At 62.6% G+C, this 25,648-nt stretch carries 26 protein-coding genes, 2 tRNA genes and 1 pseudogene; 13 read left to right on the top strand and 16 right to left on the bottom strand.

The genetic code is table 11. From position 1 onward, the window contains the following. The first annotated feature begins 137 nt into the window (after positions 1 to 137). The 5 genes from IAE37_RS17935 (at position 138) to IAE37_RS17915 (ending at position 5,000) form a co-directional block, all read left to right on the top strand. Positions 138 to 2,579 carry a TonB-dependent siderophore receptor gene (locus tag IAE37_RS17935; RefSeq protein WP_201175676.1) on the top strand — a complete coding sequence of 814 codons (2,442 nt, stop codon included), beginning with the start codon at positions 138 to 140 and terminating at the stop codon, positions 2,577 to 2,579. A 111-nt stretch (positions 2,580 to 2,690) separates the two neighbouring features. Continuing rightward, positions 2,691 to 3,308 (top strand): LysE family transporter, encoded by a 618-nt coding sequence (locus IAE37_RS17930; RefSeq protein ID WP_201175672.1) that lies wholly within the window; start codon positions 2,691 to 2,693, stop codon positions 3,306 to 3,308. 397 nt (positions 3,309 to 3,705) lie between these two features. Beyond that, positions 3,706 to 3,972: a hypothetical protein gene (locus IAE37_RS17925; protein WP_201175669.1), complete on the top strand. Its 267-nt coding sequence runs from the start codon at positions 3,706 to 3,708 to the stop codon at positions 3,970 to 3,972. Between the two features lie 127 nt (positions 3,973 to 4,099). Continuing rightward, positions 4,100 to 4,369, top strand: a complete 270-nt coding sequence (locus tag IAE37_RS17920; RefSeq protein WP_201175668.1) for a DUF3077 domain-containing protein — start codon at positions 4,100 to 4,102, stop codon at positions 4,367 to 4,369. A gap of 340 nt (positions 4,370 to 4,709) precedes the next feature. Next, positions 4,710 to 5,000 carry a DUF3892 domain-containing protein gene (locus tag IAE37_RS17915; protein WP_201175666.1) on the top strand — a complete coding sequence of 97 codons (291 nt, stop codon included), beginning with the start codon at positions 4,710 to 4,712 and terminating at the stop codon, positions 4,998 to 5,000. Here the strand turns inward: IAE37_RS17915 and IAE37_RS29265 are convergent, their stop codons facing one another. Together IAE37_RS29265 and IAE37_RS17910 are read right to left on the bottom strand one after the other, a co-directional pair. Next, on the bottom strand, positions 5,001 to 5,210 hold the full coding sequence (locus IAE37_RS29265; RefSeq protein WP_442967835.1) for a hypothetical protein: 210 nt from the start codon (positions 5,208 to 5,210) through the stop codon (positions 5,001 to 5,003). 68 nt (positions 5,211 to 5,278) lie between these two features. Further along, positions 5,279 to 6,202 (bottom strand): Abi family protein, encoded by a 924-nt coding sequence (locus IAE37_RS17910; protein ID WP_201175664.1) that lies wholly within the window; start codon positions 6,200 to 6,202, stop codon positions 5,279 to 5,281. A 98-nt stretch (positions 6,203 to 6,300) separates the two neighbouring features. On the opposite strand from IAE37_RS17910, the gene IAE37_RS17905 reads away from it, so the two are divergent. Next, positions 6,301 to 6,465, top strand: coding sequence for a hypothetical protein (locus tag IAE37_RS17905; protein WP_201175662.1), 165 nt, complete (start codon positions 6,301 to 6,303; stop codon positions 6,463 to 6,465). Between the two features lie 44 nt (positions 6,466 to 6,509). Here IAE37_RS17905 and IAE37_RS17900 read toward each other — a convergent pair. From IAE37_RS17900 to dapA, 5 genes are all read right to left on the bottom strand, one after another. Further along, positions 6,510 to 6,599, bottom strand: a tRNA-Ser gene (locus IAE37_RS17900). Positions 6,600 to 6,691: 92 nt separating this feature from the next. After that, positions 6,692 to 7,402, bottom strand: coding sequence for a phosphoribosylaminoimidazolesuccinocarboxamide synthase (gene purC, locus IAE37_RS17895; RefSeq protein ID WP_011535129.1), 711 nt, complete (start codon positions 7,400 to 7,402; stop codon positions 6,692 to 6,694). Positions 7,403 to 7,431: 29 nt separating this feature from the next. After that, positions 7,432 to 8,190: an MBL fold metallo-hydrolase gene (locus IAE37_RS17890; RefSeq protein ID WP_201175661.1), complete on the bottom strand. Its 759-nt coding sequence runs from the start codon at positions 8,188 to 8,190 to the stop codon at positions 7,432 to 7,434. Next, positions 8,191 to 9,309: an outer membrane protein assembly factor BamC gene (bamC, locus tag IAE37_RS17885; protein WP_201175659.1), complete on the bottom strand. Its 1,119-nt coding sequence runs from the start codon at positions 9,307 to 9,309 to the stop codon at positions 8,191 to 8,193. 17 nt (positions 9,310 to 9,326) lie between these two features. After that, positions 9,327 to 10,214 carry a 4-hydroxy-tetrahydrodipicolinate synthase gene (gene dapA / locus IAE37_RS17880; RefSeq protein WP_201175657.1) on the bottom strand — a complete coding sequence of 296 codons (888 nt, stop codon included), beginning with the start codon at positions 10,212 to 10,214 and terminating at the stop codon, positions 9,327 to 9,329. Between the two features lie 259 nt (positions 10,215 to 10,473). Here dapA and IAE37_RS17875 point away from each other — a divergent pair, with 259 nt between their 5' ends. Both IAE37_RS17875 and IAE37_RS17870 read left to right on the top strand, forming a co-directional pair. Beyond that, positions 10,474 to 11,034, top strand: a complete 561-nt coding sequence (locus IAE37_RS17875) for a glycine cleavage system protein R (RefSeq protein ID WP_003254741.1) — start codon at positions 10,474 to 10,476, stop codon at positions 11,032 to 11,034. A gap of 10 nt (positions 11,035 to 11,044) precedes the next feature. Continuing rightward, positions 11,045 to 11,518 (top strand): peroxiredoxin, encoded by a 474-nt coding sequence (locus IAE37_RS17870; protein WP_201175656.1) that lies wholly within the window; start codon positions 11,045 to 11,047, stop codon positions 11,516 to 11,518. Positions 11,519 to 11,649: 131 nt separating this feature from the next. On the opposite strand, the gene IAE37_RS17865 is transcribed toward IAE37_RS17870, so the two are convergent. Both IAE37_RS17865 and IAE37_RS17860 read right to left on the bottom strand, forming a co-directional pair. Next, positions 11,650 to 12,720, bottom strand: a complete 1,071-nt coding sequence (locus IAE37_RS17865; RefSeq protein ID WP_201175654.1) for an AI-2E family transporter — start codon at positions 12,718 to 12,720, stop codon at positions 11,650 to 11,652. A gap of 20 nt (positions 12,721 to 12,740) precedes the next feature. Continuing rightward, positions 12,741 to 12,980, bottom strand: a complete 240-nt coding sequence (locus tag IAE37_RS17860) for a sulfurtransferase TusA family protein (protein WP_201175653.1) — start codon at positions 12,978 to 12,980, stop codon at positions 12,741 to 12,743. A gap of 120 nt (positions 12,981 to 13,100) precedes the next feature. On the opposite strand from IAE37_RS17860, the gene IAE37_RS17855 reads away from it, so the two are divergent. Further along, positions 13,101 to 14,537 (top strand): M48 family metalloprotease, encoded by a 1,437-nt coding sequence (locus tag IAE37_RS17855; protein WP_201175652.1) that lies wholly within the window; start codon positions 13,101 to 13,103, stop codon positions 14,535 to 14,537. A 28-nt stretch (positions 14,538 to 14,565) separates the two neighbouring features. Here IAE37_RS17855 and nadA read toward each other — a convergent pair whose 3' ends face one another. Beyond that, positions 14,566 to 15,624, bottom strand: a complete 1,059-nt coding sequence (nadA, locus tag IAE37_RS17850) for a quinolinate synthase NadA (protein WP_201175651.1) — start codon at positions 15,622 to 15,624, stop codon at positions 14,566 to 14,568. A gap of 370 nt (positions 15,625 to 15,994) precedes the next feature. After that, positions 15,995 to 17,500, bottom strand: a complete 1,506-nt coding sequence (locus IAE37_RS17845; protein ID WP_201175650.1) for a YdgA family protein — start codon at positions 17,498 to 17,500, stop codon at positions 15,995 to 15,997. 546 nt (positions 17,501 to 18,046) lie between these two features. On the opposite strand from IAE37_RS17845, the gene IAE37_RS17840 reads away from it, so the two are divergent. The 4 genes and pseudogenes from IAE37_RS17840 (at position 18,047) to IAE37_RS17830 (ending at position 22,602) form a co-directional block, all read left to right on the top strand. Beyond that, positions 18,047 to 19,399 (top strand): APC family permease, encoded by a 1,353-nt coding sequence (locus tag IAE37_RS17840; RefSeq protein WP_201175649.1) that lies wholly within the window; start codon positions 18,047 to 18,049, stop codon positions 19,397 to 19,399. A 66-nt stretch (positions 19,400 to 19,465) separates the two neighbouring features. Further along, a pseudogene (locus IAE37_RS29260) lies at positions 19,466 to 20,674 on the top strand (PDC sensor domain-containing protein); the annotation flags it as partial. Positions 20,675 to 20,776: 102 nt separating this feature from the next. After that, on the top strand, positions 20,777 to 21,532 hold the full coding sequence (locus tag IAE37_RS29255; protein ID WP_442967837.1) for a methyl-accepting chemotaxis protein: 756 nt from the start codon (positions 20,777 to 20,779) through the stop codon (positions 21,530 to 21,532). Positions 21,533 to 21,642: 110 nt separating this feature from the next. Continuing rightward, the gene (locus IAE37_RS17830) at positions 21,643 to 22,602 is read left to right on the top strand and encodes a cation diffusion facilitator family transporter (RefSeq protein WP_201175646.1); all 960 of its coding nucleotides are present in this window, start codon (positions 21,643 to 21,645) and stop codon (positions 22,600 to 22,602) included. A 64-nt stretch (positions 22,603 to 22,666) separates the two neighbouring features. Here the strand turns inward: IAE37_RS17830 and IAE37_RS17825 are convergent. The 5 genes from IAE37_RS17825 to pal all read right to left on the bottom strand — a co-directional run bounded on the left by IAE37_RS17825 (position 22,667) and on the right by pal (position 25,625). Next, positions 22,667 to 22,742: transfer RNA gene (locus IAE37_RS17825), tRNA-Lys, on the bottom strand. 61 nt (positions 22,743 to 22,803) lie between these two features. After that, positions 22,804 to 23,478, bottom strand: coding sequence for a 7-cyano-7-deazaguanine synthase QueC (queC, locus tag IAE37_RS17820; protein WP_201175644.1), 675 nt, complete (start codon positions 23,476 to 23,478; stop codon positions 22,804 to 22,806). 16 nt (positions 23,479 to 23,494) lie between these two features. Then, complete coding sequence (gene queE, locus IAE37_RS17815) at positions 23,495 to 24,142, bottom strand: 7-carboxy-7-deazaguanine synthase QueE (protein WP_201175642.1); 648 nt, start codon at positions 24,140 to 24,142, stop codon at positions 23,495 to 23,497. A gap of 160 nt (positions 24,143 to 24,302) precedes the next feature. Next, positions 24,303 to 25,118 carry a tol-pal system protein YbgF gene (gene ybgF / locus IAE37_RS17810; RefSeq protein ID WP_201175640.1) on the bottom strand — a complete coding sequence of 272 codons (816 nt, stop codon included), beginning with the start codon at positions 25,116 to 25,118 and terminating at the stop codon, positions 24,303 to 24,305. A gap of 6 nt (positions 25,119 to 25,124) precedes the next feature. Next, positions 25,125 to 25,625 carry a peptidoglycan-associated lipoprotein Pal gene (gene pal, locus IAE37_RS17805; RefSeq protein WP_043209505.1) on the bottom strand — a complete coding sequence of 167 codons (501 nt, stop codon included), beginning with the start codon at positions 25,623 to 25,625 and terminating at the stop codon, positions 25,125 to 25,127. Positions 25,626 to 25,648: the final 23 nt, after the last annotated feature.

The following is a 25,648-nucleotide window of genomic DNA, read 5'->3' as shown; positions in this document are numbered from 1 at the left end:
TCGCCGTGGGCGCGGCGGTGCGGCGACCCGACTCGCCCGCGAAGCGAAAAAATCTATCCGTCAGTTCCCTTTTTCCCATCTCGTTCGGTTTACCCATCGTACGAAACCTAAACCACCGTAACGATTCAGGGACCAGCATGCCGACGCCTTTCCACCCCGCGTTTCGCCTGGCGCTTGCCGCGCCGCTTTCTCTTTGCGCAGTCGCGCCATTGATGCTCCCGGCATCGCTGGCCCAGGCCGAACAGGTGGCCAACGCCGAAACCCTGTTCGATATCGCTCCCGGCTCGCTGGCCGCCGCCCTCAACCAGTTCAGCAGCCAGGCCGGCATCTACCTGGCGGGCAGCAACGAGCTGGCCGCCGGCAAGACCAGCCCAGGGCTGCAGGGCCGCTACAGCGTCGCCCAGGGCCTGGCCCGATTGCTGCAGGGCAGCGGCCTGCAAGCCGTGCCCCAGGGCGACACCGGCTACGTGTTGCAACCCCTTGCCGAAGGCAACGCGCTGCAACTGGACGCCACTGCCATCAACGCTGCCGCGCTGCTCGCCAGCAATGGCCAGGGCGACAATGGCTATCGCGCCGTGGCCAGCAGCACCGCCAGCAAGACCAGCAGCGCCTTGGCCGACACCCCGCGCTCGGTTTCGGTGGTGACCCGCCAGCGCATGGACGACCAGCAATCGCAAACCCTCACCGAAGTGCTCGGCTACGTGCCGGGCATCTTCTCGCCACCCTTCGCCGGCGGTGACGGGCAAGCGGGCGATTTGTTCTTCATCCGGGGTTTCAACGCCACTGACTATGGCTATGGCCTGCTGCGCGACGGCCTGCGCGTGCAAGGCAACCGCTACGACACCAGCAGCGAACCCTATGGCCTGGAACGGGTAGAAGTGTTCCGCGGCCCGACTTCGATCCTGTATGGCGAAAACGCCCCCGGCGGCGTGGTCAACCTGGTCAGCAAGCGGCCGACCGCCGACCCGCGTGGCGAGGTGCAGTTGAGCTACGGCTCGCACAACCGGCGTCAGTTGGGCGTCGATGTCTCCGGGCCACTGACCGATTCAGGCAACGTCCTTGGACGCCTGGTGATGATGGGTCGCAAATCCGATACGCAGATCGACCATCAACCGGACGACCGCATCTACCTGGCGCCGTCGCTGACCCTCAACTTCGACGACTTCAACAGCCTGACCGTGCTCGCCACCTACCAGCGCGACCGCACCCTGATGGAACTGGGCTACCCGGCGGCCGGCACGCTGCTGCACAACCCCAACGGCAAGATCGACAAGGACCAGCTCTCTGGCAACCCGGACTGGGACAACTTCGAACGCCAGACGTGGAGCCTGGGCTACGAGTTCAGCCACCGCTTCAACGACACCTGGCAGTTCCGCCAGAACTCGCGCTACCTGCAGTCACGCATCGACCGCCAGGAAATGTGGCCGGGCAACCTGGACGATGGCGGCTTCGGCACCACCCTGCGCAACCAGGCCTACGACCGCTACAACAAGTCCATCGCCTACTCGCTGGACAACCAGTTCGAGGGCCACTTCAGCCGAGGCGCGTTCGAACATACCGTATTGCTGGGTGCGAGCCTGGACCGCACCTCGTTCAACCAGGACTGGGACGCTGGCGACGGCGGCGTCATCGATGTCTTCAACCCGGTCTGGAACGGCAAGCCGACCACGCCCTTCCCCGTCCAGAACGCTCTGCTCGAACAGACCATGTACGGCTTGTACAGCCAGCTGCAGACCAAGGTCGACAACTGGGTGCTGCTGCTCGGCGGACGCCTGGACCGGGTCAACAGCCAGTTCCGCAACAAGGCCGGCACGCTGAACGCTGAAGCCGACATGGACAGCTGGGACAGCGATTTCACCTGGCAGACCGGGGTGATGTACCAGTTCGACAACGGCCTCTCGCCCTATTTCAGCTACTCCACCGCGTTCGCCCCGACCCAGCAGACCGAAAGCAAGAGCGGAGCGCTGGACCCGACCAAGAGCGAGCAATACGAAGTCGGCATCAAATACGAGCCCAAAGGCTGGAACACCGCCTTCACCGCCTCGGTCTACGACCTGCGCAAGAAGGACGATGTGTTGTTCGACTCGGCCGTGGGTGATTATCGCCAGATCGGTGCCAGCCGCTCCAAAGGCGTCGAGCTGGAACTGAACAGCGACCTCAGCGAAAACCTCAACGTCACCGCTGCCTATACCTACACCGACTCGCGCATCACCAAGGACGTCGCCGGGTCGCTGTACGAGGACCACCAGATGACCGGCGTACCGCGCAACCAGGCCTCAGTGTGGAGCACCTACCGCTTTCGAGACGGCCTGCTCAAGGGCCTGGCGATCGGGGGTGGCGTACGCCATTTCGACAGCACCTTCGCCTATACACCGGCGAGCCTCTACGGCACGCTCGACACCGGCGACGTGACCCTGGTGGACGCCAAGGTCGGCTACGAGATCGACGAGAACTGGTCGGTGGAAGTCAACGCACGCAACCTGTTCGACAAGGAATACGTGGCCGGCTGCAACAATGCCGGGCGCTGCTACTGGGGTGAAGAGCGCACGTTGCTGGGTACGGTATCGTTGCGCTGGTAGGCCGCCGGGTTCTCCTGAAACTGCAACGGCTTCAAGCATTACGGTTGCAAAGCGGGCGAGCGCGAACGATAGTCCAGCGTTCTGCCCCAGCACTGCCCACAGGAGTTCCCAATGCTTGGCGTCACCGACTACGGCGCATTCGTCATCGCCTTCATCATCGTCCTGGCCATCCCCGGGCCGGGCAATTTCGCCCTGATCACCGCCACCGGCAAAGGCGGTATCAAGGCAGGCCTGGCCGCGACCTGCGGGGTGATCCTCGGCGACCAGGTGTTGTTGTGGCTGGCGGTGGCCGGCGTGGCGACCTTGCTGGCCGCCTACCCTGCCGCCTTCCACGTGGTGCAGTGGGCCGGCGCGGCCTACCTCGCCTACCTGGGCCTGCGCATGCTGCTGAGCAAGCCGGGCGGCGCCCCCCGCACCAGCCGCATGGACAACGGCCACTACCTGCGCCAGACGATGATGATCACCCTGCTCAACCCCAAGGCGATCATGTTCTACATGGCGTTCTTCCCGCTGTTCGTCGACCCGGTGAAACACCAGGGCCTGGTGACCTTCGGCTTCCTCGCGGTGACCGTGGCGGTGGTGACCTTCCTGTACGGGCTGATCGCCGTGGTGCTGACCCATGTACTGGCCGAACGCATGCGCGCCAATCCGCGCATCGCCAATCTGTTCGAACGGTTGGCCGGGGCTTGCCTGGTGGGGTTTGGGATCAAGTTGGCGGCGATGCGGTGAAGGCCAAGCGCTGGAGATTTGTACCAAGGCGCTACTCGACGATGCCGAGATCGGCCTGGGAAGAGACGGAATGTTTAGATTGGCAGCATAAGCGTAGGCTGTTTGTCTCAGATTTTTCCCATTTCCTGTAGTCCATTTCTGAAACATACTTCCACCCCCTGCCAACCCATTGCGACTGCTTGGATTGCGGCCTAGGCTCGGTTCGTCGTTGCAAAATCAACGACCGGCTTTGACAGGCCGACTACTCAAGTAACCGTCGCAGCGCTCCATGGCAGCTGTGCATGGGGCACATTCGTGTGCGCCGGGTCCTTGGGTAACCGGTCTGTCAACCCGTGTATAGCTGCCTCCATTCGTTTGACAGCGGTGCCAGGTAGCTCCACTTACCCAAGGAGCTAACATGCGCAAGATAGTCCCCGATCCACCAGCCACTTCCCTCGAGTCCTCTGTCGCCCTGCAAGACACGCTTGTACAGGCCTCGGAGCACGTCATCTGTGCGATCTCCATCGCTAGCCAATCGGTGATGCTCAACCCCGTCAGCCACAGTTCGAAGATCATGCGGGCAGTGATTCATGAGATGGCAGCGGTACGGGCCCACCTAGAAGAGGCGACGATGCACGCGCAGATGTGCGAGCAACTTCCGGACGAGCCGCGCACGTTGCATTAGTCGTGTGCTGCCTGGGCGGGCCCTTTCGCGGCTAAAGCCGCTCCTACAGGTGCTCACGACCCCTGTAGGAGCGGGTTTACCCGCGAAGAGGCCCGCCCAGACACTGGAGATTTCAGGGAGATAGAACATGAGCAAAGACGCTGTAACCCCAGGCGAAACCCGCTTCTACCAAGGCGAAGACCAGACCCAACCACTGTTTCGCATCGAACCCGGCATCAACTGCCAATACGCCCGCGAACAGGCCTCTGAACTGATGGGGTACGCCCAGGACATGACCCTGGATGGCCTCATGGAGCAAAAACACCACTTGATCTGGGCAGCGCACTACCTCAACGCCCTGGCCAAGGCGCTGCTCGACGATGCCGAGATCGGCCTGGCAAGAGCCAAATCCCCATAACGAAAAGCCCCGCAGACCTTAATCTGCGGGGCTTCATCTTGTATGGCGGAGAGATAGGGATTTGAACCCTAGGTACTGTTGCCAGTACAACGGATTTCGAATCCGTTTTTGCCACTATATTTTTTTGAGCCATTTTTTAGAAAATCAATAAAATCAGTAACTTCAACGCAGAAAGACACAGCAGAATTCCACACCATTGGGGGGATTGATTCCCCCAAAATTCCCCCATAAATACGACACGATCACAGTCCCATTTTTTTCGCCCGATAGTATTGAAATGCCACCATTCGGAGCCTATGTCATACCTGCCCAAATCCGGGGCGCCAAAAAGACTGACGTCATGACTGATTTCTGCATCACGCGCGTTCGCTACGACAGCTCTCACAAACATATTCAATTCGTCGAGGTAAGCGAGAATCTTCCCGGTAGCTTCGGGACGAAGTACGTCGTCCCTCGAGGATTTGTGGCCGACCTAATTCGCATGAAGAAAGCCACATTCTCCACCTGGGTCTTGCATGCTGACGGAAAGCTCTACAAGGGAGCAGACGTCCATGTAATCGATGATGTTTACCTCACCACAGATGCGAACCGCACGCGCAGGGACAACTTAGGAAATCTCCCTACGGTGTGATCAGCGGCAGGCTACCAAGGCAGCTTTGAGCTGTTTTTCGTATCCTATGCGCTGTCGGCGCTCAGCCAGCAGCGCCCGCACCTTCACCTCAAGGCTGTCAGTTTTGCGCAGGTCGGGACAAAAAGGGGACCAAAAAGGGGACTGATTTATTATTTCCGCAGACTTTAATCTGCGGGGCGTCTCGATGCATGGCGGAGGAGCGTGGGACACGAATCCCTTTTAACACTAATACGAGCCGAGGAAGATGCTCGAGCTCGGCGCCAATGGCTGGGAACTCTTCAAATACCAAAAGCTGCACGAGGGAAGCCGCTCTCAGTTGGAAGACCAAGCGAGCCAAACGTACATCCTGGCAACCCTGGTTTACTGTCAACGACATCCGCAACCTTACTGATCCAGTCCGAGTTAGGCGCGAGCTTCTTGAGTAGGAACCAAACTACGGAAACCAGACCATAGAGCCTACTCAGCGCATTGATGTCCAAGTTCAGGGCAGCGAAGTATGGGTCCGATGTCAACGCAGACAATGGGTTGGGCGTAACCTGGTTCCAGATCCGTGTGTGATGCGCGCAACGATTGCGTAGTAGGTTGATCTCTTGCAACCAGCGGGCAAAAATCCTGGCGTCCGTCAAACCAAACCTTGTAAGGATCTGATTCTGATAGGTGCCCTTGAGCATCTCGAAGTAACGAGACAGCGCACCAAAATCCCACGCCTCAACAGCAACCCAAAACGGGATGGGTCTTCCTGAGCGACGGTGCCATTGAATGGAGTCTTCGGTACTTCTGTCTAACAGCTGCTGCTGTTTAGCTACCCACTCGGACCACTTGTTTCGAGGTTTGCCGTGCGAGGTGAAATTCTTGGCGTACTTGGGCTGGATATAGCTGACCTTTGTATACGCCATCGGATCGTGATAACCCACAACGTGAGCGGTGACGGTTTTCAGGTTGACTTCCAATCGCTCGATCGCATCGAGCATCAGAAGTCGAAGGTGCTTGTCGAATCTGTAGAGGCCAACGACATCATCGAAAGATGCACCCGCTGCAAAGACATCCTGACGAAGCGGCTTGTTGCTAACCGGGCAAATCTTCGCCTGGTTGGTCGCAGGATCGATGTCGAACTCACGTGCAGGATACCAGTAGCCGCTTAGACGGTAGTAACCCAACTGAGCCAGCTTGCGCTCTGTTCGTGTAGGGTCTGCCACGTGCATGTTGCGCTGCTGGATGAGAGCGACGAGGTCTGGGTAGGTTCGAAAAGGTTTCGGAGCCAGCAAAATCCATTTCCCAGAAATAAGAAGGCCCGAACGTAATGCCGGACGAAGCCAGCACCAGAGGATCGGGCGCGATTGAGATCATCATGCCTTTCATACCATTTGTCGTCAACCGAAATCGGCTGACGATAGTCATGACGCCCTTGGCCAAGGCGCTGCTCGACGATGCCGAGATCGGCTTGGCAAGAGCCAAAACCCAATAACGAAAAAGCCCCGCAGACGTTAATCTGCGGGGCTTCATCTTGTATGGCGGAGAGATAGGGATTTGAACCCTAGGTACTGTTGCCAGTACAACGGATTTCGAATCCGTCCCGTTCGACCACTCCGGCATCTCTCCAATGCCGCGCATCATACCAGCGATTTCTAAAAACGCAAACCTTTATTTGCAAAAAAACCACGTGGTATCAGGCGCTTGCGTGAGAATGCCGGTTACAGCGGCACGCCCAGGCGCTTGGCAACTTCTTCGTAGGCTTCGATCACGTCGCCCAGGCCCTGGCGGAAGCGATCCTTGTCCATCTTCTTGCGAGTTTCCTTGTCCCACAGGCGGCAACCGTCCGGGCTGAACTCGTCGCCCAGGACGATCTGGCCGTGGAACACACCGAACTCCAGCTTGAAGTCGACCAGCAGCAGGCCGGCGTCGTCGAACAGCTTGCTCAGCACTTCGTTGACCTTCAGCGACAGCTTCTTCATCTCGACCAGCTGCTCGGCGGTGCCCCAGCCGAATGCCACGACGTGGGATTCGTTGATGAACGGGTCGCCCTTCTCGTCGTTCTTCAGGAACAGCTCGAAGGTGGATGGCTCCAGCTTGATGCCCTCCTCCACGCCCAGGCGCTTGACCAGGCTGCCGGCGGCGTAGTTACGCACCACGCACTCGACCGGGATCATGTCGAGCTTCTTCACCAGGCATTCGTTGTCGCCCAGCAGCTTGTCGAACTGGGTCGGCACGCCGGCCTCTTCGAGCTTCTGCATGATGAAGGCGTTGAACTTGTTGTTCACCATGCCTTTGCGGTCCAGCTGTTCGATGCGCTTGCCATCGAACGCCGAGGTGTCGTTACGGAACAGCAGGATCAAGCGGTCGGCGTCGTCGGTCTTGTAAACCGATTTGGCCTTGCCGCGGTAGAGTTCGTCGCGTTTTTCCATGATGGGCTCCGCTTGCTTGAGTGGTTGGGCTAGGCGATTTCACGCCAGTCGAGCCCGTGTTCCTGATTTGCCACCTGGAGCCAGTCCGGGTCGCACCCGAGGGTGTCGACGAAGCACTGGCGGGCCAGCTGTGGCAGGTTGTTCTTGCTGCTGAGGTGGGCCAGAACCAGGTGCTGCAGGTTGCTCCAGCCCAACTCTTCCACCAGGCGCGCGGCCTGGTGATTGTTCAAATGCCCCTGGGCGCCGCCCACCCGCAACTTGAGGAAATGCGGATAGTGCCCGCGGGCCAACAGGTCGCGGCAGTGGTTGGCCTCGATCAACAGCGCATCGAGCCCCTGGTAGCGCTCGAGCAGCAGCGCATCGTACGAACCCAGGTCGGTCAGCATGCCGAAGCGGCGCTGGCCATCGCTGAGCACGTACTGCAGCGGCTCGTAGGCATCGTGCTCGACACGTGCGGCGCTCACCTGCAGGTTGCCGATGTCCAGGCGATCGCCACAGGCAAGAAAACCGGCGACCTCAACCGGCTTGCGCAAACCGCGCAGCGTCCCTTGGCTGAGGTAGACCGGTACATTGTAGCGCCGCGCCAGCAAGCCCACCCCATGCACGTGGTCGGCATGTTCGTGGGTGACCAGCACCGCGCTCAGTTGCGAGGCCTGTACCCCGAGCAGCGCCAGGCGCCGCTCGGTTTCGCGCAGGGAAAAACCGCAGTCGACCAGGATGTACGTGTCACCACTGGCGATCAGCGTGCCATTTCCCTGGCTACCGCTTCCCAATACCGCGAAGCGCACTTAACCCAGGTGGTCCTGAATGGCGCTCAGCACGCGGCGGGCGACATCGGCCGGGGCCACGGTGTTGATGTTCTTCTCGACGGTGACCTGCACGGTGTCGCCGACCTTGGCCAGGCGCACCTGATAACGCTCGGCACGGGCTTCACGCTCTTCCTTGGTCGGCTCGCTGCCGAACAGGCGGCTGAAGAAGCCAGGCTCGTTCTGCTTGTCTTCCGGTTTTTCCGACAGGTTGATGTAGTACAGGCCCAGGCTACGGTTGATGTCCTCGACGCGCCACTGGCCGCCCTCTTCCAGGGCACGCCCCACGCTGGACCAGGCACGGTCCAGGTCGGCACCGACGAACAGCACCGGGTTGCCGCTACCGTCCTCGCTGAGGGTGACGCGGCTCGGCGCGTCGAAGTCGCGTGCTGCCAGCAGGGAGACCGAACCGCCCTTCTCGGCGCTGCGGTTCATGCTGGCGAGCATTTCGTCGACCAGCAGGGCATCGGCGCCGGTGTTGGCGGAGCTGGACGGGAACGCCGGCTCGTCAGTGCTGCCCGCCGGGCGCTCGACGCTGACCACGTACACCTCGGAGGTGTTGCGCTGCACGCCAGGCTCCATGCGCACACGCACGCGCACTTCGCTGTCGCCGCTGCTGGCGGTGCTCGCCAGGCGCTGGCCGAGAGAGGCCGACAGTTCGTCGAAGCGCTGCCAGGTGGTGCTGAATTCACCGGTCTGCGGACGCTCTTCGGCGATGCGGAAGCCGTTGTCCTCGAAGAATTGGTGGGCCACCGGCCACACTTCGGCCGGCGAGCGCTGGGCCAGCACCCAACGGCTGGAGCCGCTGCGCTGCAGGGTGAAGTCGCTGACATCGGCAACGCTGGACAGCGGTTGCGGGCGCGGCACCTCGAACTCGCCGGTGGCGTGGTCGTCGGCAACGTTACGCGGAATCGGCAGCAACGGGTCAAGGCGCTTGACGTTGCTGGCGTCCGGCGGCAGCTGCATCGGCGCGGTCGGATGCGCCTGCAGGTAATCGCTGCCGCGGTCGCGGAAATAACCCTCGTCGCCCCACAACCAGCCACACCCACTGGTGCTGGAAATGATCAGGGCAAGGGCGGAAAGACCAGCCAGTCGCTTCATGCGGTGTACTTCCTCGTTTAAACCAGTACGCCGGACTGGCGCAAGGCAGTACGGACTTTTTCGTGACAGCCTTCGCTCAGCCAGGTCAGCGGCAGGCGAATGCCCTTGTGCATCAGGCCCATTTCGACGAGCGCCCACTTCACCGGGATCGGGTTGGCTTCGCAGAACAGGTCCTTGTGCAGCGGCATGAGTTTTTCGTTGATAGCGCGGGCCTTCTCGGCATTGCCCGCAAGGGCGGCCTCGCACATATCGGCCATTTCGCGCGGGGCGACGTTGGCGGTGACGGAGATGTTGCCTTTGCCGCCCATCAGGATCAGTTCGACCGCGGTCGGATCGTCGCCGGACATGACGATGAAGTCGCTGTCGACGCCGTCGAGGATGGCTTTGGCACGGCCCAGGTCGCCGGTGGCTTCCTTGATGCCGATGATGTTCTTGACCTTCGACAGGCGGATCACGGTCTCGGCCTGCATGTCGCAGGAGGTACGGCCGGGCACGTTATAGAGGATCTGCGGGATGTCGACGGCTTCGGCGATGTGCTTGAAGTGCTGGTACAGGCCTTCCTGGGTCGGCTTGTTGTAGTACGGGACCACCAGCAGGCAGGCGTCGGCGCCGGCGTTCTTGGCGTTCTGGGTCAGGTGCACGGCTTCGCTGGTGGAGTTGGCACCGGTGCCGGCAATGACCGGGACGGGGTGCTTGCTGCGCTTGACGCGCTCGACCACGTGCTTGATGACCAGGATATGCTCTTCGACATCCAGGGTGGCGGACTCGCCGGTGGTGCCGACTGCAACGATCGCGTGGGTGCCGTTTTCCAGGTGGAAGTCTACAAGTTTGTCGAGGCTGTCCCAGTCCAGACGCCCTTGTGCATCCATGGGTGTGACCAACGCCACCATACTGCCCGCAATCATGTAACTGCTCCTGCCGGAAAAAGAGAGCGGTAATGGTACTGGGGGCATCGACCTTGCACAAGCGAAGCAGGCGGGCGGAGCATTCCCCTCGGCGCCTTATTTCGCTACCCTTGATCCTTTGATCGGTGCAGCGCGGCCCGCCGGGCCGTCGACTCCGCTCCGGGCCAGCGTCCCCTGCCTCGCATGCGAGCCCCGGGCCCTGCCGACTGGAGGCTTTCGCCCGTCCTGCGCCGACCGCTCATCGCTTTAGGAATGCTGCATGTCCACCCCCACCGTCCGCGAACAATTCCTCGTCATCAGTGCCCTGGGGCCCAACCCCATGGAGCTGGCCAACGTCCTCAGCCGCGCCGCGTTCGAAAACCGCTGCGCGGTCGTTACCTCGCGCCTGAGCCGCCACGGCGAGACCAGCGCCCTGGTATTGCAGGTCGGCGGCAGCTGGGACGCCCTGGCGCGCCTGGAGTCCACCCTGCCAGGCCTGGGCAAGAAGCACGGCCTGACCCTCGACGTGGTGCGCAGCGCCGACCAGGAAGTACGTCCCCAGGCCCTGCCGTACGTTGCCTATGTCAGCGCCGCCTATCGCCCGGACATCATCAACGAGCTGTGCCAGTTCTTCCTCGACCACCGCGTCGAGCTCGAAGCCATGACCTGTGACACCTACCTGGCTCCGCAGACTGGTAGCAGCATGCTCAATGCCCAGTTCACCGTGATCCTGCCGGCTGGCACCCAGATCAGCTGGCTGCGCGACCAGTTCCTCGATTTTGCCGACGCCCTGAACCTGGACGCGCTGATCGAGCCTTGGCGCCCTCAGAACCCCATGTAAGGAAGCCACCATGGCCGTAGCACTCAACCAACCCGTCGCCGACTTCCAGGCCCAGGCCACCAGCGGCCAGGCCGTGAGCCTCGCCGAACTCAAGGGCCGCCAGGTGGTGGTGTACTTCTACCCCAAGGACAGCACCCCCGGTTGCACCACCGAAGGCCAGGGTTTCCGCGACCAGCACGGGGCGTTCGAGGCAGCCAACACCGTGGTGTTCGGCGTCTCGCGCGATGGCCTGAAGTCGCACGAGAACTTCAAGGCCAAGCAGGGTTTTCCGTTCGAGCTGATCAGCGACAAGGACGAAGCGCTCTGCCAGCTGTTCGACGTGATCAAGCTGAAGAAGCTGTACGGCAAGGAATACATGGGCGTCGACCGCAGCACCTTCCTGATCGACAAGGACGGTGTGCTGCGCCAGGAATGGCGTGGCGTGAAGGTGCCGGGGCATGTGGATGCGGTGTTGGCGGCGGCTCAGGCTTTGAACAAGGCTTGAGATTGATTGTGGCTGCTTTGCAGCCCTTCGCGGCGCAAGGCCGCTCCTACAGGAATCCGCGTCGCCTGTAGGAGCGGCCTCGCCGGGGCGCCGGACCGGCCGGATGGGCCGCAAAGCGGCCCCAATTGCATTCAAAGCATCGGCGCAACGCTAGGCTCCTGGCGCGGCCAGGCATCGAGCACCGCCTTGATCAGCGTCGCCAGCGGAATGGCGAAGAAGATCCCCCAGAACCCCCACAGCCCGCCGAACAGCAGCACCGCGCAGATGATCGCCACCGGGTGCAGGCTCACCGCTTCGGAGAACAGCAACGGCACCAGCACGTTGCCATCGAGCGCCTGGATGATCGCGTACACCGTCATCAGGTAGATGAACTGATCGCCCCAGCCCCACTGGAACAGCGCGATGAAGGTCACCGGCACGGTCACCACCACCGCCCCGACGTAGGGCACCACCACCGACAACCCCACCAGCAGCGCCAGCAAGGCAGCATAGTTGAGCCCCAGGCTGATGAAGGCGATGTAGGTAGCGATACCGCAGATGAGGATCTCGATACCCTTGCCGCGGATGTAGTTGGCGATCTGCCGGTTCATCTCGCTGCCCACCCGGTTGAGCAAGGTACGCTGGCGCGGCAGGTAGCCACTGACCCAGCGCCCGATCAGCTCGCGGTCCTTGAGGAAGAAGAACACCAGAATCGGCACCAGCACCAGATAGATCATCGCGTTGACCAGCAGCGGCAGGCTGGACAGCGAGAAGGTCAGCGCCCACTGGCCGAACTTGCCGATCTCGCCACGCACCGATTCGATGGCATGCAGCACCTGCTCGTCCGACACCAGATGCGGGTAGCGCTCGGGCAACAGCAACAGCAGCGACTGCCATTTGCCGAGCATGCCCGGCAATTCGTTGAACAGGGTGATCAGCTGATGCCAGAGCAGCGGCACCAGCACCAACAGAAACACGGCCAGGGCACCGATGAACAGGGCAAACACCAGCACCACCGCGAATCGTGTCGGAATATGTAGCCGCTCCAGGGCATTGACCAGCCCCTGCATCAGAAACGCCAGCACCATCCCCGCCAGCACTGGCGCGAGCATGCCGCCCAGGGTAAGCACTGCGGTGAACGCCACCGCCAGCAACACCGCCAGCACCACGGCCTCCTCGTCGGAGAAGTAGCGCTGCATCCAGTCGCGAAGCACTTTGAACATTGACGATCCTTGATGGGGGCTCAGGCCTTGCGCAGCCAGTAGGTGTAGGTGCCGGCCTCGGCGGTTTCACGCAGCAGCGTATGACCGGAAAGCTGGGCGAAAGTGCGGAAGTCGCGCTGCGAACCCGCATCGGTGGCGGTCACCTTGAGCACCGCGCCGCTGGCCAGGCGGTTAAGTTCCATCTTCGCCTTGAGCAGTGGTAGGGGGCAGTTCAGCCCGCTGGCGTCGAGTTCGGCGTCGCAGGTCGGGGTGTCACTCATTGCGGGTCTCCACAAGCGGGGCAGGCCAATTGGCCTTCAGGTCCGCTAGGATAGCGCCACTGGTCGCCAACGTGCGAGCGGGCTACAGTAGAGCCTTTGATCCGACCGCGAGCTTCATGCATGAATCTACTGCGCCCTACCCTGTTGACGCTGGCCTGCCTGATGGCCCTCCCCGGCCATGCCGACGACCTGCCGTCACTGGGCGACGCCAGTTCCGCGATCGTTTCGCCGAAACAGGAACATGACCTGGGTCGCGCCTGGCTCAGCCTGCTACGCGGCCAGGTCAACCAGCTCAACGACCCGCAGCTCAAGGACTACGTCGAAACCAGCGTCTACAAGTTGGCCGAAACCAGCCAACTGCAGGACCGGCGCCTGGAGTTCATCCTGATCGACAGCCGCGAACTCAACGCCTTTGCCGCCCCGGGTGGCATCGTCGGGGTCAACGGCGGGCTATTCCTCAATGCCCAGACCGAAGGCGAGTATGCCTCGGTCCTGGCGCACGAACTCGCGCACTTGTCGCAACGCCACTTCGCCCGTGGGGTCGAAGCCCAGCAGCGCATGCAGCTGCCGATGATGGCCGCGCTGCTCGCCGGTATCGTGCTGGCAGCGGGCGGCGCCGGCGATGCCGGCATCGGCATGATCGCCGGCACCCAGGCGGCGGCGATTCAGGAACAACGGCGTTTCTCGCGGCAGAACGAACAGGAAGCCGATCGCATCGGCATCCAGAACCTCGAACGCGCAGGCTACGACCCGCGCAACATGCCGACCATGTTCGAACGCCTGGCCCGGCAATACCGCTACGATGCCAAGCCCCCGGAATTCCTGCTCACTCACCCGGTGACCGAATCGCGTATCGCCGACACCCGCAACCGCGCCGAACAAGCGCCCAAGGGCGGCATCGAGGACAGCCAGCGCTACCAGCTGATCCGCGCCCGGGTGGCACTCACCTACGAAGGCACCCCGGGCCTTGCCGCCAAACGCTTCCGCGCCCAGCTCGATGAAAACCCCAAGCTCGATGCGGCGCGCTACGGCCTGGCCCTGGCGCAGATCAAGGGCGGCCAGCTCAACGAAGCCCGGGAAAACCTCAAGCCGCTGCTGGCCTCGGCGCCCAACGACATCACCTACAACCTGGCGCAGATCGACCTGGACATCACCAACAACCGCCTGGCCGACGCCATGCAGCGGGTCGAGCGCATGCGCGGGCTGTACCCGAACAACTATCCGCTGAAACAGGTGCGTGCCGACCTGCTGGTCAAGCAGAACAAGCCGGCCGAGGCGGAGAAGGTGCTGGACGACCTGCTCAAGAGCCGGCCTGACGATCCGGACGTGTGGTACGACGTGGCCGAGGTGCGCGGGCTGTCGGGCAATACCATCGGCCTGCACCGCGCCCGCGCCGAGTACTTCACCCTGGTGGGCGATTTCGACCAGGCGATCCAGCAGCTGGACTACGCCAAGCGGCGAGCGGGCGGCAACTTCCCGCTGGCGTCGCAGATCGACCAGCGCCAGCGTGAAATCATGGAACAGCAGCGGATGGTGCGGGAGATGATGGGGCGTTAGTCATTGGGGCCGCTTTGCGGCCCCGGCGTCAGGCATTCCCCGACAACTTCAACCGCGCCGCCTGGGTGAAGTCCAGCATCCGATTCAGCGGCTTGATTGCCTTGGGCACCAGCGCCGGGTCGACGAAGATCTCATCACCGCCCTTGCGCAGGCAATCCAGCACCCGCTCCAGGGTATTCATCGCCATCCACGGGCAGTGCGCACAGCTGCGGCAGGCCGCGCCGTTGCCCGCCGTGGGTGCCTCGACGAACTCCTTGTCCGGGCATAGCTGCTGCATCTTGTAGAAGATGCCGCGGTCGGTGGCGACGATGAAGGTCTTGTTCGGCAGGGTTTGCGCCGCCTTGATCAGCTGGCTGGTCGAACCGACCGCATCGGCCAGTTCGATGACCGCTTCCGGCGACTCGGGGTGGACCAGGATCGCCGCGTCCGGATACAGCGCCTTCATGTCGGCCAGCTGGCGCGACTTGAATTCCTCGTGGACGATGCAGGCGCCGTCCCAGAGCAGCATGTCGGCACCGGTCTGCTTCTGGATGTAGCGGCCCAGATGCTGGTCGGGGCCCCAGATGATGGTCTCGCCGTTGTCCATCAGGCTTTCGACGATTTCCAGCGCGCAGCTCGAGGTCACCACCCAGTCGGCCCTGGCCTTCACTGCCGCCGAGGTATTGGCGTACACCACCACGGTGCGCTCGGGGTGCTTGTCGCAGAATGCCGAGAACTCCTCGACCGGGCAGCCCAGGTCAAGCGAGCAGGTCGCCTCCAGGGTAGGCATGAGCACGCGTTTTTCTGGAGTGAGGATCTTGGCGGTCTCGCCCATGAAGCGCACGCCAGCGACGATCACCGTCTCGGCAGGATGATTCTTGCCGAAGCGGGCCATCTCCAGCGAGTCGGACACGCACCCGCCGGTTTCCTCGGCCAGGGCCTGGATGATCGGGTCGCAGTAGTAATGGGCGACGAGCACGGCGTTCTGGGCCTTGAGCTCGGCAGCGATGGCCGCACGGTATTCGGCCTCCTGGTCGGCTGTCAGCGGGTTGGGCTGCTTGGCGTCAAGGTGGGCCTGAACCAACAGGCGTTCGGAAATCTGGGTCATGATCACTGGACCTGCGGGCGCGCATGCGCGTCAATCGAGTGTACCACCCGGCCCTGACAGATCGGCTAGGGGTGCCGGACGGCAGGCGTGCCATCACGGCCCTCTGCGGGCGCGGATTATTATCGGACGCCGAAGGCTACAGACAATCGAAGGAATTCAAAAGTGGTTTTTGTGTGCTGTGGGAGATCACCCAGCCCTGCCGGGCTGCGCTGTCGCTCAAAGAACAGGGGCCTTGTGGGAGCGGGCTAGCCCCGCGAACACCGGCAAAGCCGGTGCCATATATCGTGTCGCCTGCTTCGCGGGGCAAGTCGCAGCGGCGAACCGCCGCTCCCACAAGATGGGGGCGGCTCAAGCCGACCCCATTAGCCCCTCAGCCTTGCGGCTGCATCGCCGCGAAGTGCGCGTTGAGCAACATGACGAACTCTTCGAGGCTCATCTTCTTGCCATTGAAATCGACGTTGCCATCGGCATAGTGAAGGCTCGACACCACGTCGCTACCCTGCACCGTGGCCATGCCACTCTGCACCGCCATCATACCGACCATCTCACCGGCCTGGCCGGCTTGCTGGGCGATGGCCTGGGCGTCGGTCTGCCCCTGCAGGAAGGCCTGCAGCGTGGCAAGGTCGCCGATCATCGGCTTGGACAGGGTCAACTGGCTCTTCACCTGGCTGATCAACTGCTTGCTCAGTTGGTCGGCCGGCAGGTCGAAGGACGACGGACTGGCGAAGTCCACCGCCAGGTTGAAGCGGCTTTCGCCATTGGCGGTTTTCAGCGACAGGTTATCTATTGCTACCTTCGGCTTGGCCGCCAGCAGCTGACGCAGGTCACCGTGGAGCTTGGACTTCTCCTCAGGACTCATTACCAGTTCGGGGAACGGCTGGCCGACTGCGGCTGCCTGTTCGAACTCACGCTGATGGCCCTTGTACCATTGCGACAGGGCCTGCAACGCCGGTGCACTGATCGACTGCATGGTGACACCCATCTGCGCGCTACCGACCGCACGACCGTCCCAGGTGATGTCCGCAATCTTGTAGTCCACGCGCCCACCCATGGTGTCGGCACCATCCAGAACCTGCGCGGCGTTCTGCTCCAAGCCCTTGAGCTGCAGCACTTGCTGCTTCGGTCCCAGCGTCGCCTTGGCTTCACTCAGGTGCAGGTCGACGTTGCCCACATACACGGCATCGTACTGGGTCGTGGCCAGCGTACCGTCGACCTTCAGGCCCTTGAGCTCGAACGTGGCAGGGGGATGATCGGCCCCGACCAGCTTGAACACGAAACTCTCGGCCCCACCCTGGAATGTCGAAGCCCCTGCACGATCCTCGCTAGCCTGCAGATGCATGCCGGAGAACTCGATGCTAGTGCCGTTATCGCCTTTGATGCTGATCGGTGCCACCTGCATGTCGCTGTCGACGGAGCCGCCGAAGCCCAGGGTGGTCTGCGCCGAAAGCGGCGCTCGCTCGCCGGTGACGGCGAACCAGTCGGCAGTGAACGCGTCCTTGTCCAGTCGGCTGTTGCTGGTCGCCAGTACCGGCAGCAACTTGAACGCCTTGACCCGCGACCACGGGAACGGGCCATGCTCGATCTGGTCGGTGACACCTACCTCGAAATCGAGCGACTGGCCATCCTGCAGGGGAACATCCTTGACCTTGACCCGGTAGTGCGCCGTGCTGGTGAAAAAGTGCTGGTCCAACGAGGCCAACTCGAACGTCACCTCGCCACCGACACCTACCATGGCCCTGCGCAGGTCCTGGTTGACGCCCGCGATGGAGCGCTCGAGCTCCGCAGGCAGCTGCTTGCCGGTGTACCAGGCACCAGCGCTGGTGACGACGGCGATGGCGACGGCCAGGCCGGAGAGAATGCCGATTGATTTCTTCATGAATAGAACCGATTGCTGTCCATAAGGGCTTCCACACAGCCGGGTTGCCACGTGGGGCTGGAAGGATATCACCGTCCCTGGGGGGCGTTGATGGCCCGACGATACAAAGGACTCATTTGGGAATTGTCTGACTCACCGCAGGCCGTGACTCCGAGCGTAAATTTTTACGAACATCCATCTCTGTTCAAAACCGCAAAAAATCGCGCAAATACCGAACATTTATAGCCTATATCCGGTAAATATTTCATTTTGGCAACATCTTGTCATGTTTAACTTGACACAAATCGGCCTATCGTTTTTTATTTTCATCACTTTGTATAGCGCCCGATCCCCCAAGAAAAACAGTCGCGCCAACATGATGCCAAAACACCCCTGCCCGCTCGCTCCGCCTTCCTAGCCCCACCCCGCCAGATCCCGACACTGGCGCGGTGCTCGCGCCTATTTCAGCTCCAACAAAAAAGGTGAACAACATGGAGCCCACCCGCTCGCCCTTGCCGCATGCGCAGTACGCCACGTCCGCCGTCCACGCCCAGGAGCCGCGCCAGCATGCAGCCTGACCACAGCGCTTCCGGCAACGCCCAGTTCCGCAAATCCCTGCGCCTCTGGCACGTGGTGATCATTGGCCTGGCCTACCTGACGCCAATGACTGTCTTCGACACCTTCGGCATCGTCTCTGGGATAACGGCGGGCCATGTACCCAGTGCCTACATCCTGGCCCTGGTCGGTATCCTGTTCACCGCCGTGAGCTACGGCACCCTGGTGCGCCGCTTCCCACAATCCGGCTCGGCCTACACCTATACCCAACGCGCCATCAACCCACATGTGGGCTTCCTGGTCGGCTGGTCGTCGCTGCTCGACTACCTGCTGTTGCCGATGGTCAACGCCCTGCTGGCCAAGCTGTACCTGTCGGCGATGTTCCCGGAAGTGCCGGAGTGGATCTGGGTGGCCGGCTTCGTGACCCTGATCAGCCTGATCAACATGCGCAGCATCAACCTGGTGGCGCACTTCAACCTGCTGTTCGTAGCCGTCCAGGTGGCAATCATCGCCGTGTTCATCTACCTGTGCGTGCGCGGCCTGGGCCAGGGTGAAGGGCTGGGCACCACCTGGAGCCTGATTCCGTTCGCCGACCAGCAGACCCAGTTCTCCGCCCTCGCCGCCGGCGCGACCATCCTCTGCTTCTCGTTCCTGGGCTTCGACGCCGTCACCTGCCTGTCGGAAGAAACCCGCGACCCGGGCAAGACCATCCCCCGGGCGATCTTCCTCACCGCGCTGATCGGCGGTGTGGTGTTCATCCTGGTGTCGTACTTCATCCAGGCCTACTTCCCCACCATGGCGCGCTTCCACGACCAGGAAGCGGCCCTGCCGGAAATCGCCCTGTACGTCGGCGGCAAGCTGTTCCAGTCGATCTTCATCGCCTGCACGGTGATCAACACCATCGCCTCGGGCCTGGCCTCGCAGACCAGCGTCTCGCGCCTGCTGTACGTGATGGGCCGCGACAACGTGATCCCCAGCGGCGTGTTCGCCCGCCTGCATCCACGCTTCAAGACGCCGGTGGTCAACATCGCGGTGGTCGGCCTGGTGTCGCTGTCGGCGATCTTCTTCGACTTGGTCACCGCCACCTCGATCATCAACTTCGGCGCGCTGGTGGCCTTCAGCTTCGTCAACCTGTCGGTGATCAACCACTGCTACCTGCGCGAAGGCAATCGCAGGGGGCTGGCCAACAACGTCAAATACCTGGTGCTGCCGACCATCGGCTTCTGCATCATCGTCTCGCTGTGGCTCGATCTCAATGAGCACTCGCTGATGTTCGGCGGCCTCTGGGCGGCCCTCGGGGTGATCTACCTGGCGTGGCTGACCCGGGCCTTCCGGGTGGCACCGCCCAACTGCCTGGCGGACTGACCCACGCTGCCGACAACGCCCGCGCCTCGCCGCGGGCGTTGTCCTTGATCGATAAGGAATGCCCTCATGCTGCCGCGTCGCCTCTCCATCCAGTGGAAGATCACCCTGCTTGCCGGCTTGTGCCTGCTGGCCATCGTCGCCCTGCTGATCGCTACCTCCTTGACCCAGGCCCGGCGCAGCGCGGCGCTGGTCAACCAGGCCAGCAGCGAAATGCTCGAACACAGCGCCCGCCAGCACCTGCAGGCCCAGGCCGAAACCCAGGCGCTGCGCGTGCAGCGCTACTTCATGGATGCCTACCAGTTCGGCGACGGTTTCGCACGGCTGGTGCAGGCACTCAGGACACGCGGCGGCAGCGACCTGCGCGCCGAACTCACCACCCAGGCACGCAACAGCCTGGCCAGCCATCCGGATGTGATCGGCCTGTACCTGGTGTTCCAGCCCAACGCCCTGGATCAGCAAGACAGCCTGTACGCCGGCCAGGAGGCCATGGCCAGCAACGCCAGCGGCCGCTTCTCGCTCTATTGGTCGCAACCACGCCCAGGCACCCTGGAGCTGGAGGCCATGCCGGAAACCATGCTGGCCGACGCCAGCCTCGGCAGTAACGGCGTTGCCCGCAACCGCTGGCTGACCTGCCCGCTGGACACCGCCAGCGCCTGCGTACTCGAACCGTACCTCGACGAGGTCAACGGTCGCCAGGTGTTGATGACCAGCATCGCCCTGCCCCTGCTGGAACACGACAAGGTGATCGGCGTGGTCGGCCTGGACATCGGCCTGGACAACCTCCAGCAGTTGAGCCTGGAAGGCCGCCAGGCGCTGTTCGACGGCCAAGGCCAGGTCAGCATCGTCAGCCCGGGCGGCCTGTTGGCCGGGCACAGCCGCGATGCTACCCGGCTCGGCCAACCGCTGGGCAAAGCCGTCGCCCAAGGCATGCTGCGCGTCGAACGGCCCTTTGCACCGATCCCCGCAGCGGCCCCCTGGCAGGTCCAGCTGGAACTGCCCGAAGCGGTGCTGCAGGCGCCAGCCGTCGCCCTCAACCAGCGCCTGGACGCCCACAGCCAACAGGCCAACCTGGTCAACCTGCTGATCGGCCTGACCGCCGCGGTGCTGGGCCTGCTGCTGGTCTGGCTGACCGCCCGCGGGGTCACCCGGCCGATCCTGGCCGTGGCCGCACGCCTGGAGGACATTGCCAGCGGCGAAGGTGACCTGACCCGCCGCCTGGACTACGCACGCGACGATGAACTGGGCCTGCTCAGCGGCGCATTCAACCGTTTCCTCGACAAGCTGCAACCGGTGATTGCCCAGGTCAAAGGGGCATCCCACGAAGCCCGTGCTACCGCCGACCAGTCCGCGGTCATCGCCAGCCTGACCAGCAACGGCATGCAGCAGCAACAGCGCGAGATCGAGCAGGTGGCCACCGCCGCCAACGAAATGAGCGCCACCGCCCAGGACGTCGCCCACAACGCGGCGCAGGCGGCCCAGGCTGCGCGCGGCGCCGACCAGGCCAGCCGGGAAGGCCTGCAACTGATCGCCAGCACGCGCCAGAGCATCGACCAACTGGCGACCGGCATGACCACGGCGATGGCCGAGGCCCGTACCCTGGAAAGCCGCAGCGAGCAGATCGGTTCGGTGCTCGAAGTGATCCGCGCGATCGCCGAGCAGACCAACCTGCTCGCGCTCAACGCCGCCATCGAAGCCGCACGCGCGGGCGAGGCCGGCCGGGGGTTCGCCGTGGTCGCCGACGAAGTGCGCAGCCTGGCCCAGCGTACCCAGGTGTCGGTAGGCGAAATCCGCCAGGTGATCGAGGGTCTGCAGCAAGGTACCCAGGACGTGGTCGGCGCCATGCACGAAGGGCAGCGCCAGGCTCAGGACAGCGCTACACGCATGGAACAGGCGGTACCGGCATTGCAGCGCATCGGCGAGGCGGTGACGGTGATCAGCGACATGAACCTGCAGATCGCCTCCGCCGCCGAACAGCAGAGCGCGGTGGCCGAGGAAGTGAACCGCAACGTGGCCGGGATACGCGACGTGACCGAGGCGCTGTCCGGGCAGGCCGACGAATCAGCGCGCATCAGCCAGGCGCTGAACCGGCTGGCGAACCAGCAACAGGCGTTGATGGAGCAGTTCCGCGTCTAACCTGTAGGGACCTCTTCGCAGGCACCCCGCCTATCTGTGCAGGAGCGGGCTCACCCGCGAAGAGGCCCCCTACAAACACCTCAGAAACAACGTTGCAACCGAGCTCACTTATGGACACCCCAAGCAAACCCGCCTTCTTCGACATCACCAGCGAACAGGGCCTGCTCCGCACCTCGATAGCCGTCACCCTGTTCATCGCCACCATCGGCATCGGCTTCGGCCTGGCCTCCGGCTCGTTCTCGATCGTCTTCGACGGCGTCTACTCGCTGGTCGACGCCAGCATGAGCGGCCTGTCATTGGTGGTGGTGCGCCTCATCACCTCGCACACCACCAACCTGCACATGTCGCGCAAGCTGCGCGAGCGCTTCACCATGGGCTTCTGGCACCTGGAACCGATGGTGCTGGCACTCAACGGCATCCTGCTCTGTGGCGTGGCCATCTATGCATTGATCAACGCCATCGCCAGCCTGCTCGAAGGTGGTCGCCACCTGGAGTTCGGCATCGCCATGGTCTACGCCGTGCTGACCGTGATCGCCTGCGTGACCATTGCCGTCATCGAAGCGCGCGCCAACCGCAAGCTGCGTTCGGACTTCGTGGGCATGGACGTCAAGGGTTGGGTGATGTCGGCCAGCATCACCGCGGCGCTGCTGATCGCCTTCTGCTTCGGCTATGCAGTGCAGGGCACGGCGTGGGAATGGGTGTCGCCGTACATCGACCCGGCGGTCCTGGGGCTGGTGTGCCTGGTGATCATTCCACTGCCGCTGTCGGTCATCCGGCAGGCGCTGGGGGAGATATTCCTGGTCACGCCGTGCGACTTGAAAAACCACGTGGATGAAGTGGCCAGCACCTTCGTCGCCCACCACGGCCTGCAATCGTATCGCGCCTATGTAGCCAAGGTCGGTCGCTCGCGGGAGATCGAGCTGTATTTCATCGTGCCGAAAACCCTGGGGGCGAAGACCATCGACGAGTGGGACGCGCTGCGCGAGGAGGTTGCTGATGCCGTGGGCGGTGAAGGGCCGGACCGGTGGATTACGGTGGTATTTACCGGGGATCCGGAGTGGGCGGAGTAAAACGTCCCGAGAGAACGAAAAAGCCCGCAACCGTTACCGGTTGCGGGCTTTGACGTACTGCGTATGGTGGGTCGTGTAGGATTCGAACCTACGACCAATTGGTTAAAAGCCAACTGCTCTACCAACTGAGCTAACGACCCGTTGGATGGCGCGTATAATACTGATTTCTAACAGGAAATCAACAGTTCACGGGCATTTTTTTCAAAAATAACGAGTCGGGTCCTGCACATCGGCGGCCTTGAAGCCTTCTGCACGCAGGCGGCAGCTGTCGCATTTGCCACAGGCCCGGCCTTCGTCGTCGGCCTGGTAGCACGACACGGTGAGGCTGTAGTCCACGCCACGGGCGATACCGGCCTGGACGATCTGGGCCTTGCTCATGTTCTGCAGCGGCGCCTGGATCCGGAAGCCCTGCCCTTCCACGCCAGCCTTGGTGGCGAGGTTGGCCATGCGTTCGAAGGCCTCGACGAATTCGGGACGGCAGTCGGGATAACCGGAATAGTCCACGGCGTTGACGCCGATGAAGATATCACGCGCCTCCAGCACCTCCGCCCAGCCCAGGGCAAGCGACAGGAACACCGTGTTGCGCGCTGGCACGTAGGTCACAGGGATACCTTCGCCGGGGGTTTCCGGCACATCGATGCTGCTGTCGGTCAGGGCCGAGCCACCGATGCCGTCGAGGTTCAGGCCGATCACCTTGTGCTCGACAACGCCCAGGTCGCGGGCGACGCGGGCCGCGGCATTCAACTCGGCGCGATGACGCTGGCCATAGTCGAAGCTCATGGTGTAGCAGCTGTAGCCTTCGGCCTTGGCCATGGCCACCACCGTGGCCGAATCGAGGCCGCCGGACAGCAGGATTACCGCGCGTTTTTCAGTCATGTCTGTCTACTCTCAATCAACGTCCGGGTTCGTCGTTCCACAGCAGCTTGTGCAACTGCAACTGGAAACGCACGGGCAGGTTGTCGGCGACGATCCAGTCGGCCAGGTCGGTGGCACTCACCTGATGATGGCTCGGTGAGAACAGCACCTCGCCGGCACGTTCGGCGAGGTTGTACTGGATCAGTTTGGACACCGCCCAGTCGTAGTCCTCGCGCGAACAGATGACGAACTTGACCTGGTCGTTGCGGGTCAGGTGCTCGATGTTCTCGTAGCGGTTGCGGTGCGACTCTTCCGAGCCCGGGGTCTTGAGGTCGACCACCCGGCTGACGCGTACGTCGGTGCCGGCGATGTCCAGGGCGCCGCTGGTTTCCAGCGACACCTCGTAGCCGGCATCGCACAGGCGCTGCAGCAGCGGCAAGGCATTGGGCTGGGCCAGCGGTTCGCCGCCGGTGACGCAGACATAGCGCGGCTTGAAGCCGGCCACTTGCTCGAGGATCGAATCGAGGCTGCGAAGGGTGCCACCGCTGAAGGCATAGGCACTGTCGCAATACTGGCAGCGCAGAGGGCAGCCGGTGAGGCGCACGAATACCGTGGGCAGCCCCGCCGTGCGTGTTTCACCCTGCAACGAGTAAAAGACTTCGGTGATGCGTAGTGTGTCTTGCATGATCGCCACGGGCGTGACAGCTGAACAGGCTGTCCGCCTCCGTCAGGCACCACCGCGGACTCGACATAGCGTTATCCGTGGCGGCGTGTTTAAGAAAAAAGGGCAACGATTCTAACGAAAAAACCCGCGCCAGGCGCGGGTTTATTTCAAAAGGTGCGGCTCAGAGCTTCTGCAGGTCGCGTTGCGCCAGTTGCGCGGCAGATGTGCCGGGGTACTGGGTGATGACCTGCTGCAGGATGCCCTTGACCTTGTCGGTATGGCCCATGCGGCGTTCGACATCGGCCAGCTTGTACAGCGAATCTGGCACCTTGCTGTGCTTGGGGTACTTCTGGCTGACCTGGGCGAAGGCCTGGCTGGCACCCTGCAGGTCGCCCTTGGCCAGGTTCACCTCACCCAACCAGTACTGGGCATTGCCGGCGTACTGGCTGTTGGGGTACTTGCGCAGGAAGGCGTTGAACGCCTGGCTGGCCTTGTCGAAGTCCTTCTGCTTGATCAGGTCGAAAGCGGCATCGTAGTAGAGCTTCTCTTTCGCAGGATCGCCCGGCTCGCTACTGGCGGCCGGTTGTTGTGCAGCAGCGCCGGCGGCGGCACCTGCTGCGGCACCGGCGGCATCGGAAGCGCCACCGGAGGAAGAATTGTCAGGGTTCGCGGCAGGCGCGCCACCACTGTTGATGCGACGATCCAGATCCTGGTAACGCTCCAGGTTTTCCTGCTTCATGCGGGCTACATCGTTCTGCAGCTCTTCGATGATGCCCTGCTGGCGGGAAATCTGATCCTGCATCTGTTGCAGCTGCATGAACAGCTGGCCCTGTGCAGAGGCAGGGGCCGAAGCCCCTGACCCGGCATAGGCGCCGCTCGTGCCATAACCCGCGGGTGGATAACCACCGGCGTTGTCATCTACTACAGGAACCGCAGCCCACGCCGAAAGCGGAAGGCTGAGTGCGAGGACGGTTACAACACGACGGCACATACGCATAAGAACTTACTTACGCAGTTCTACGCGGCGGTTCTGAGCCCAGGACTGCTCGTCGTTGCCGGTGGCAACTGGACGCTCTTCGCCGTAGGAAACCAGTTCCAGCTGAGCAGGGGAAACGCCCTGCAGAACCAGGTAGCGCTGAACGGCCTTGGCGCGGCGCTCACCCAGAGCCATGTTGTACTCGCGGGTACCACGCTCGTCGGTGTGGCCTTCCAGGACAACGCGGTTGCCGTTGGCTTTCAGGTCCTTGGCGTGAACGTCCAGAGCGCGCATGGCTTCTGGCTTCAGGTCCGAGCTGTCGTATTCGAAGTAGAAGGTGGTGATTGCGCGCAGGGCAGCTTCTTCGCTCAGGGAACCGTCAACGGCACCGGTGTTTGCACCGTAGCCAGCGTTCGGATCGACAGCAGCGCCTTCACCAGCGTTGTCACCGCCCTTCGAGGAGCAACCTACAGCTACGGCCATGGCCAGAGCCAGCGCAGCGAATTTACCAAACTTCAGCATTTCCATCGTGAAACTCCTAATGAAACCCC

Origin of the sequence: Pseudomonas sp. S31 (genome assembly GCF_016648105.1) — a bacterium.
Classification (GTDB): domain Bacteria; phylum Pseudomonadota; class Gammaproteobacteria; order Pseudomonadales; family Pseudomonadaceae; genus Aquipseudomonas.
Note: the sequence above shows the minus strand (reverse complement) of the source record. Positions and strands in the feature narration are given on the sequence as shown.

What these genes read in the sequence shown, in the direction of transcription:
- IAE37_RS17935 (WP_201175676.1), top strand. Translation starts at nt 138, where the DNA reads ATGCCGACGCCTTTCCACCCCGCGTTTCGCCTGGCGCTTGCCGCGCCG.
- IAE37_RS17930 (WP_201175672.1), top strand. Translation starts at nt 2,691, where the DNA reads ATGCTTGGCGTCACCGACTACGGCGCATTCGTCATCGCCTTCATCATC.
- IAE37_RS17925 (WP_201175669.1), top strand. Translation starts at nt 3,706, where the DNA reads ATGCGCAAGATAGTCCCCGATCCACCAGCCACTTCCCTCGAGTCCTCT.
- IAE37_RS17920 (WP_201175668.1), top strand. Translation starts at nt 4,100, where the DNA reads ATGAGCAAAGACGCTGTAACCCCAGGCGAAACCCGCTTCTACCAAGGC.
- IAE37_RS17915 (WP_201175666.1), top strand. Translation starts at nt 4,710, where the DNA reads ATGACTGATTTCTGCATCACGCGCGTTCGCTACGACAGCTCTCACAAA.
- IAE37_RS17910 (WP_201175664.1), bottom strand. Translation starts at nt 6,202, where the DNA reads ATGCACGTGGCAGACCCTACACGAACAGAGCGCAAGCTGGCTCAGTTG.
- IAE37_RS17905 (WP_201175662.1), top strand. Translation starts at nt 6,301, where the DNA reads ATGCCGGACGAAGCCAGCACCAGAGGATCGGGCGCGATTGAGATCATC.
- purC (WP_011535129.1), bottom strand. Translation starts at nt 7,402, where the DNA reads ATGGAAAAACGCGACGAACTCTACCGCGGCAAGGCCAAATCGGTTTAC.
- bamC (WP_201175659.1), bottom strand. Translation starts at nt 9,309, where the DNA reads ATGAAGCGACTGGCTGGTCTTTCCGCCCTTGCCCTGATCATTTCCAGC.
- dapA (WP_201175657.1), bottom strand. Translation starts at nt 10,214, where the DNA reads ATGATTGCGGGCAGTATGGTGGCGTTGGTCACACCCATGGATGCACAA.
- IAE37_RS17875 (WP_003254741.1), top strand. Translation starts at nt 10,474, where the DNA reads ATGTCCACCCCCACCGTCCGCGAACAATTCCTCGTCATCAGTGCCCTG.
- IAE37_RS17870 (WP_201175656.1), top strand. Translation starts at nt 11,045, where the DNA reads ATGGCCGTAGCACTCAACCAACCCGTCGCCGACTTCCAGGCCCAGGCC.
- IAE37_RS17865 (WP_201175654.1), bottom strand. Translation starts at nt 12,720, where the DNA reads ATGTTCAAAGTGCTTCGCGACTGGATGCAGCGCTACTTCTCCGACGAG.
- IAE37_RS17860 (WP_201175653.1), bottom strand. Translation starts at nt 12,980, where the DNA reads ATGAGTGACACCCCGACCTGCGACGCCGAACTCGACGCCAGCGGGCTG.
- IAE37_RS17855 (WP_201175652.1), top strand. Translation starts at nt 13,101, where the DNA reads ATGAATCTACTGCGCCCTACCCTGTTGACGCTGGCCTGCCTGATGGCC.
- nadA (WP_201175651.1), bottom strand. Translation starts at nt 15,624, where the DNA reads ATGACCCAGATTTCCGAACGCCTGTTGGTTCAGGCCCACCTTGACGCC.
- IAE37_RS17845 (WP_201175650.1), bottom strand. Translation starts at nt 17,500, where the DNA reads ATGAAGAAATCAATCGGCATTCTCTCCGGCCTGGCCGTCGCCATCGCC.
- IAE37_RS17840 (WP_201175649.1), top strand. Translation starts at nt 18,047, where the DNA reads ATGCAGCCTGACCACAGCGCTTCCGGCAACGCCCAGTTCCGCAAATCC.
- IAE37_RS29255 (WP_442967837.1), top strand. Translation starts at nt 20,777, where the DNA reads ATGCAGCAGCAACAGCGCGAGATCGAGCAGGTGGCCACCGCCGCCAAC.
- IAE37_RS17830 (WP_201175646.1), top strand. Translation starts at nt 21,643, where the DNA reads ATGGACACCCCAAGCAAACCCGCCTTCTTCGACATCACCAGCGAACAG.
- queC (WP_201175644.1), bottom strand. Translation starts at nt 23,478, where the DNA reads ATGACTGAAAAACGCGCGGTAATCCTGCTGTCCGGCGGCCTCGATTCG.
- queE (WP_201175642.1), bottom strand. Translation starts at nt 24,142, where the DNA reads ATGCAAGACACACTACGCATCACCGAAGTCTTTTACTCGTTGCAGGGT.
- ybgF (WP_201175640.1), bottom strand. Translation starts at nt 25,118, where the DNA reads ATGCGTATGTGCCGTCGTGTTGTAACCGTCCTCGCACTCAGCCTTCCG.
- pal (WP_043209505.1), bottom strand. Translation starts at nt 25,625, where the DNA reads ATGGAAATGCTGAAGTTTGGTAAATTCGCTGCGCTGGCTCTGGCCATG.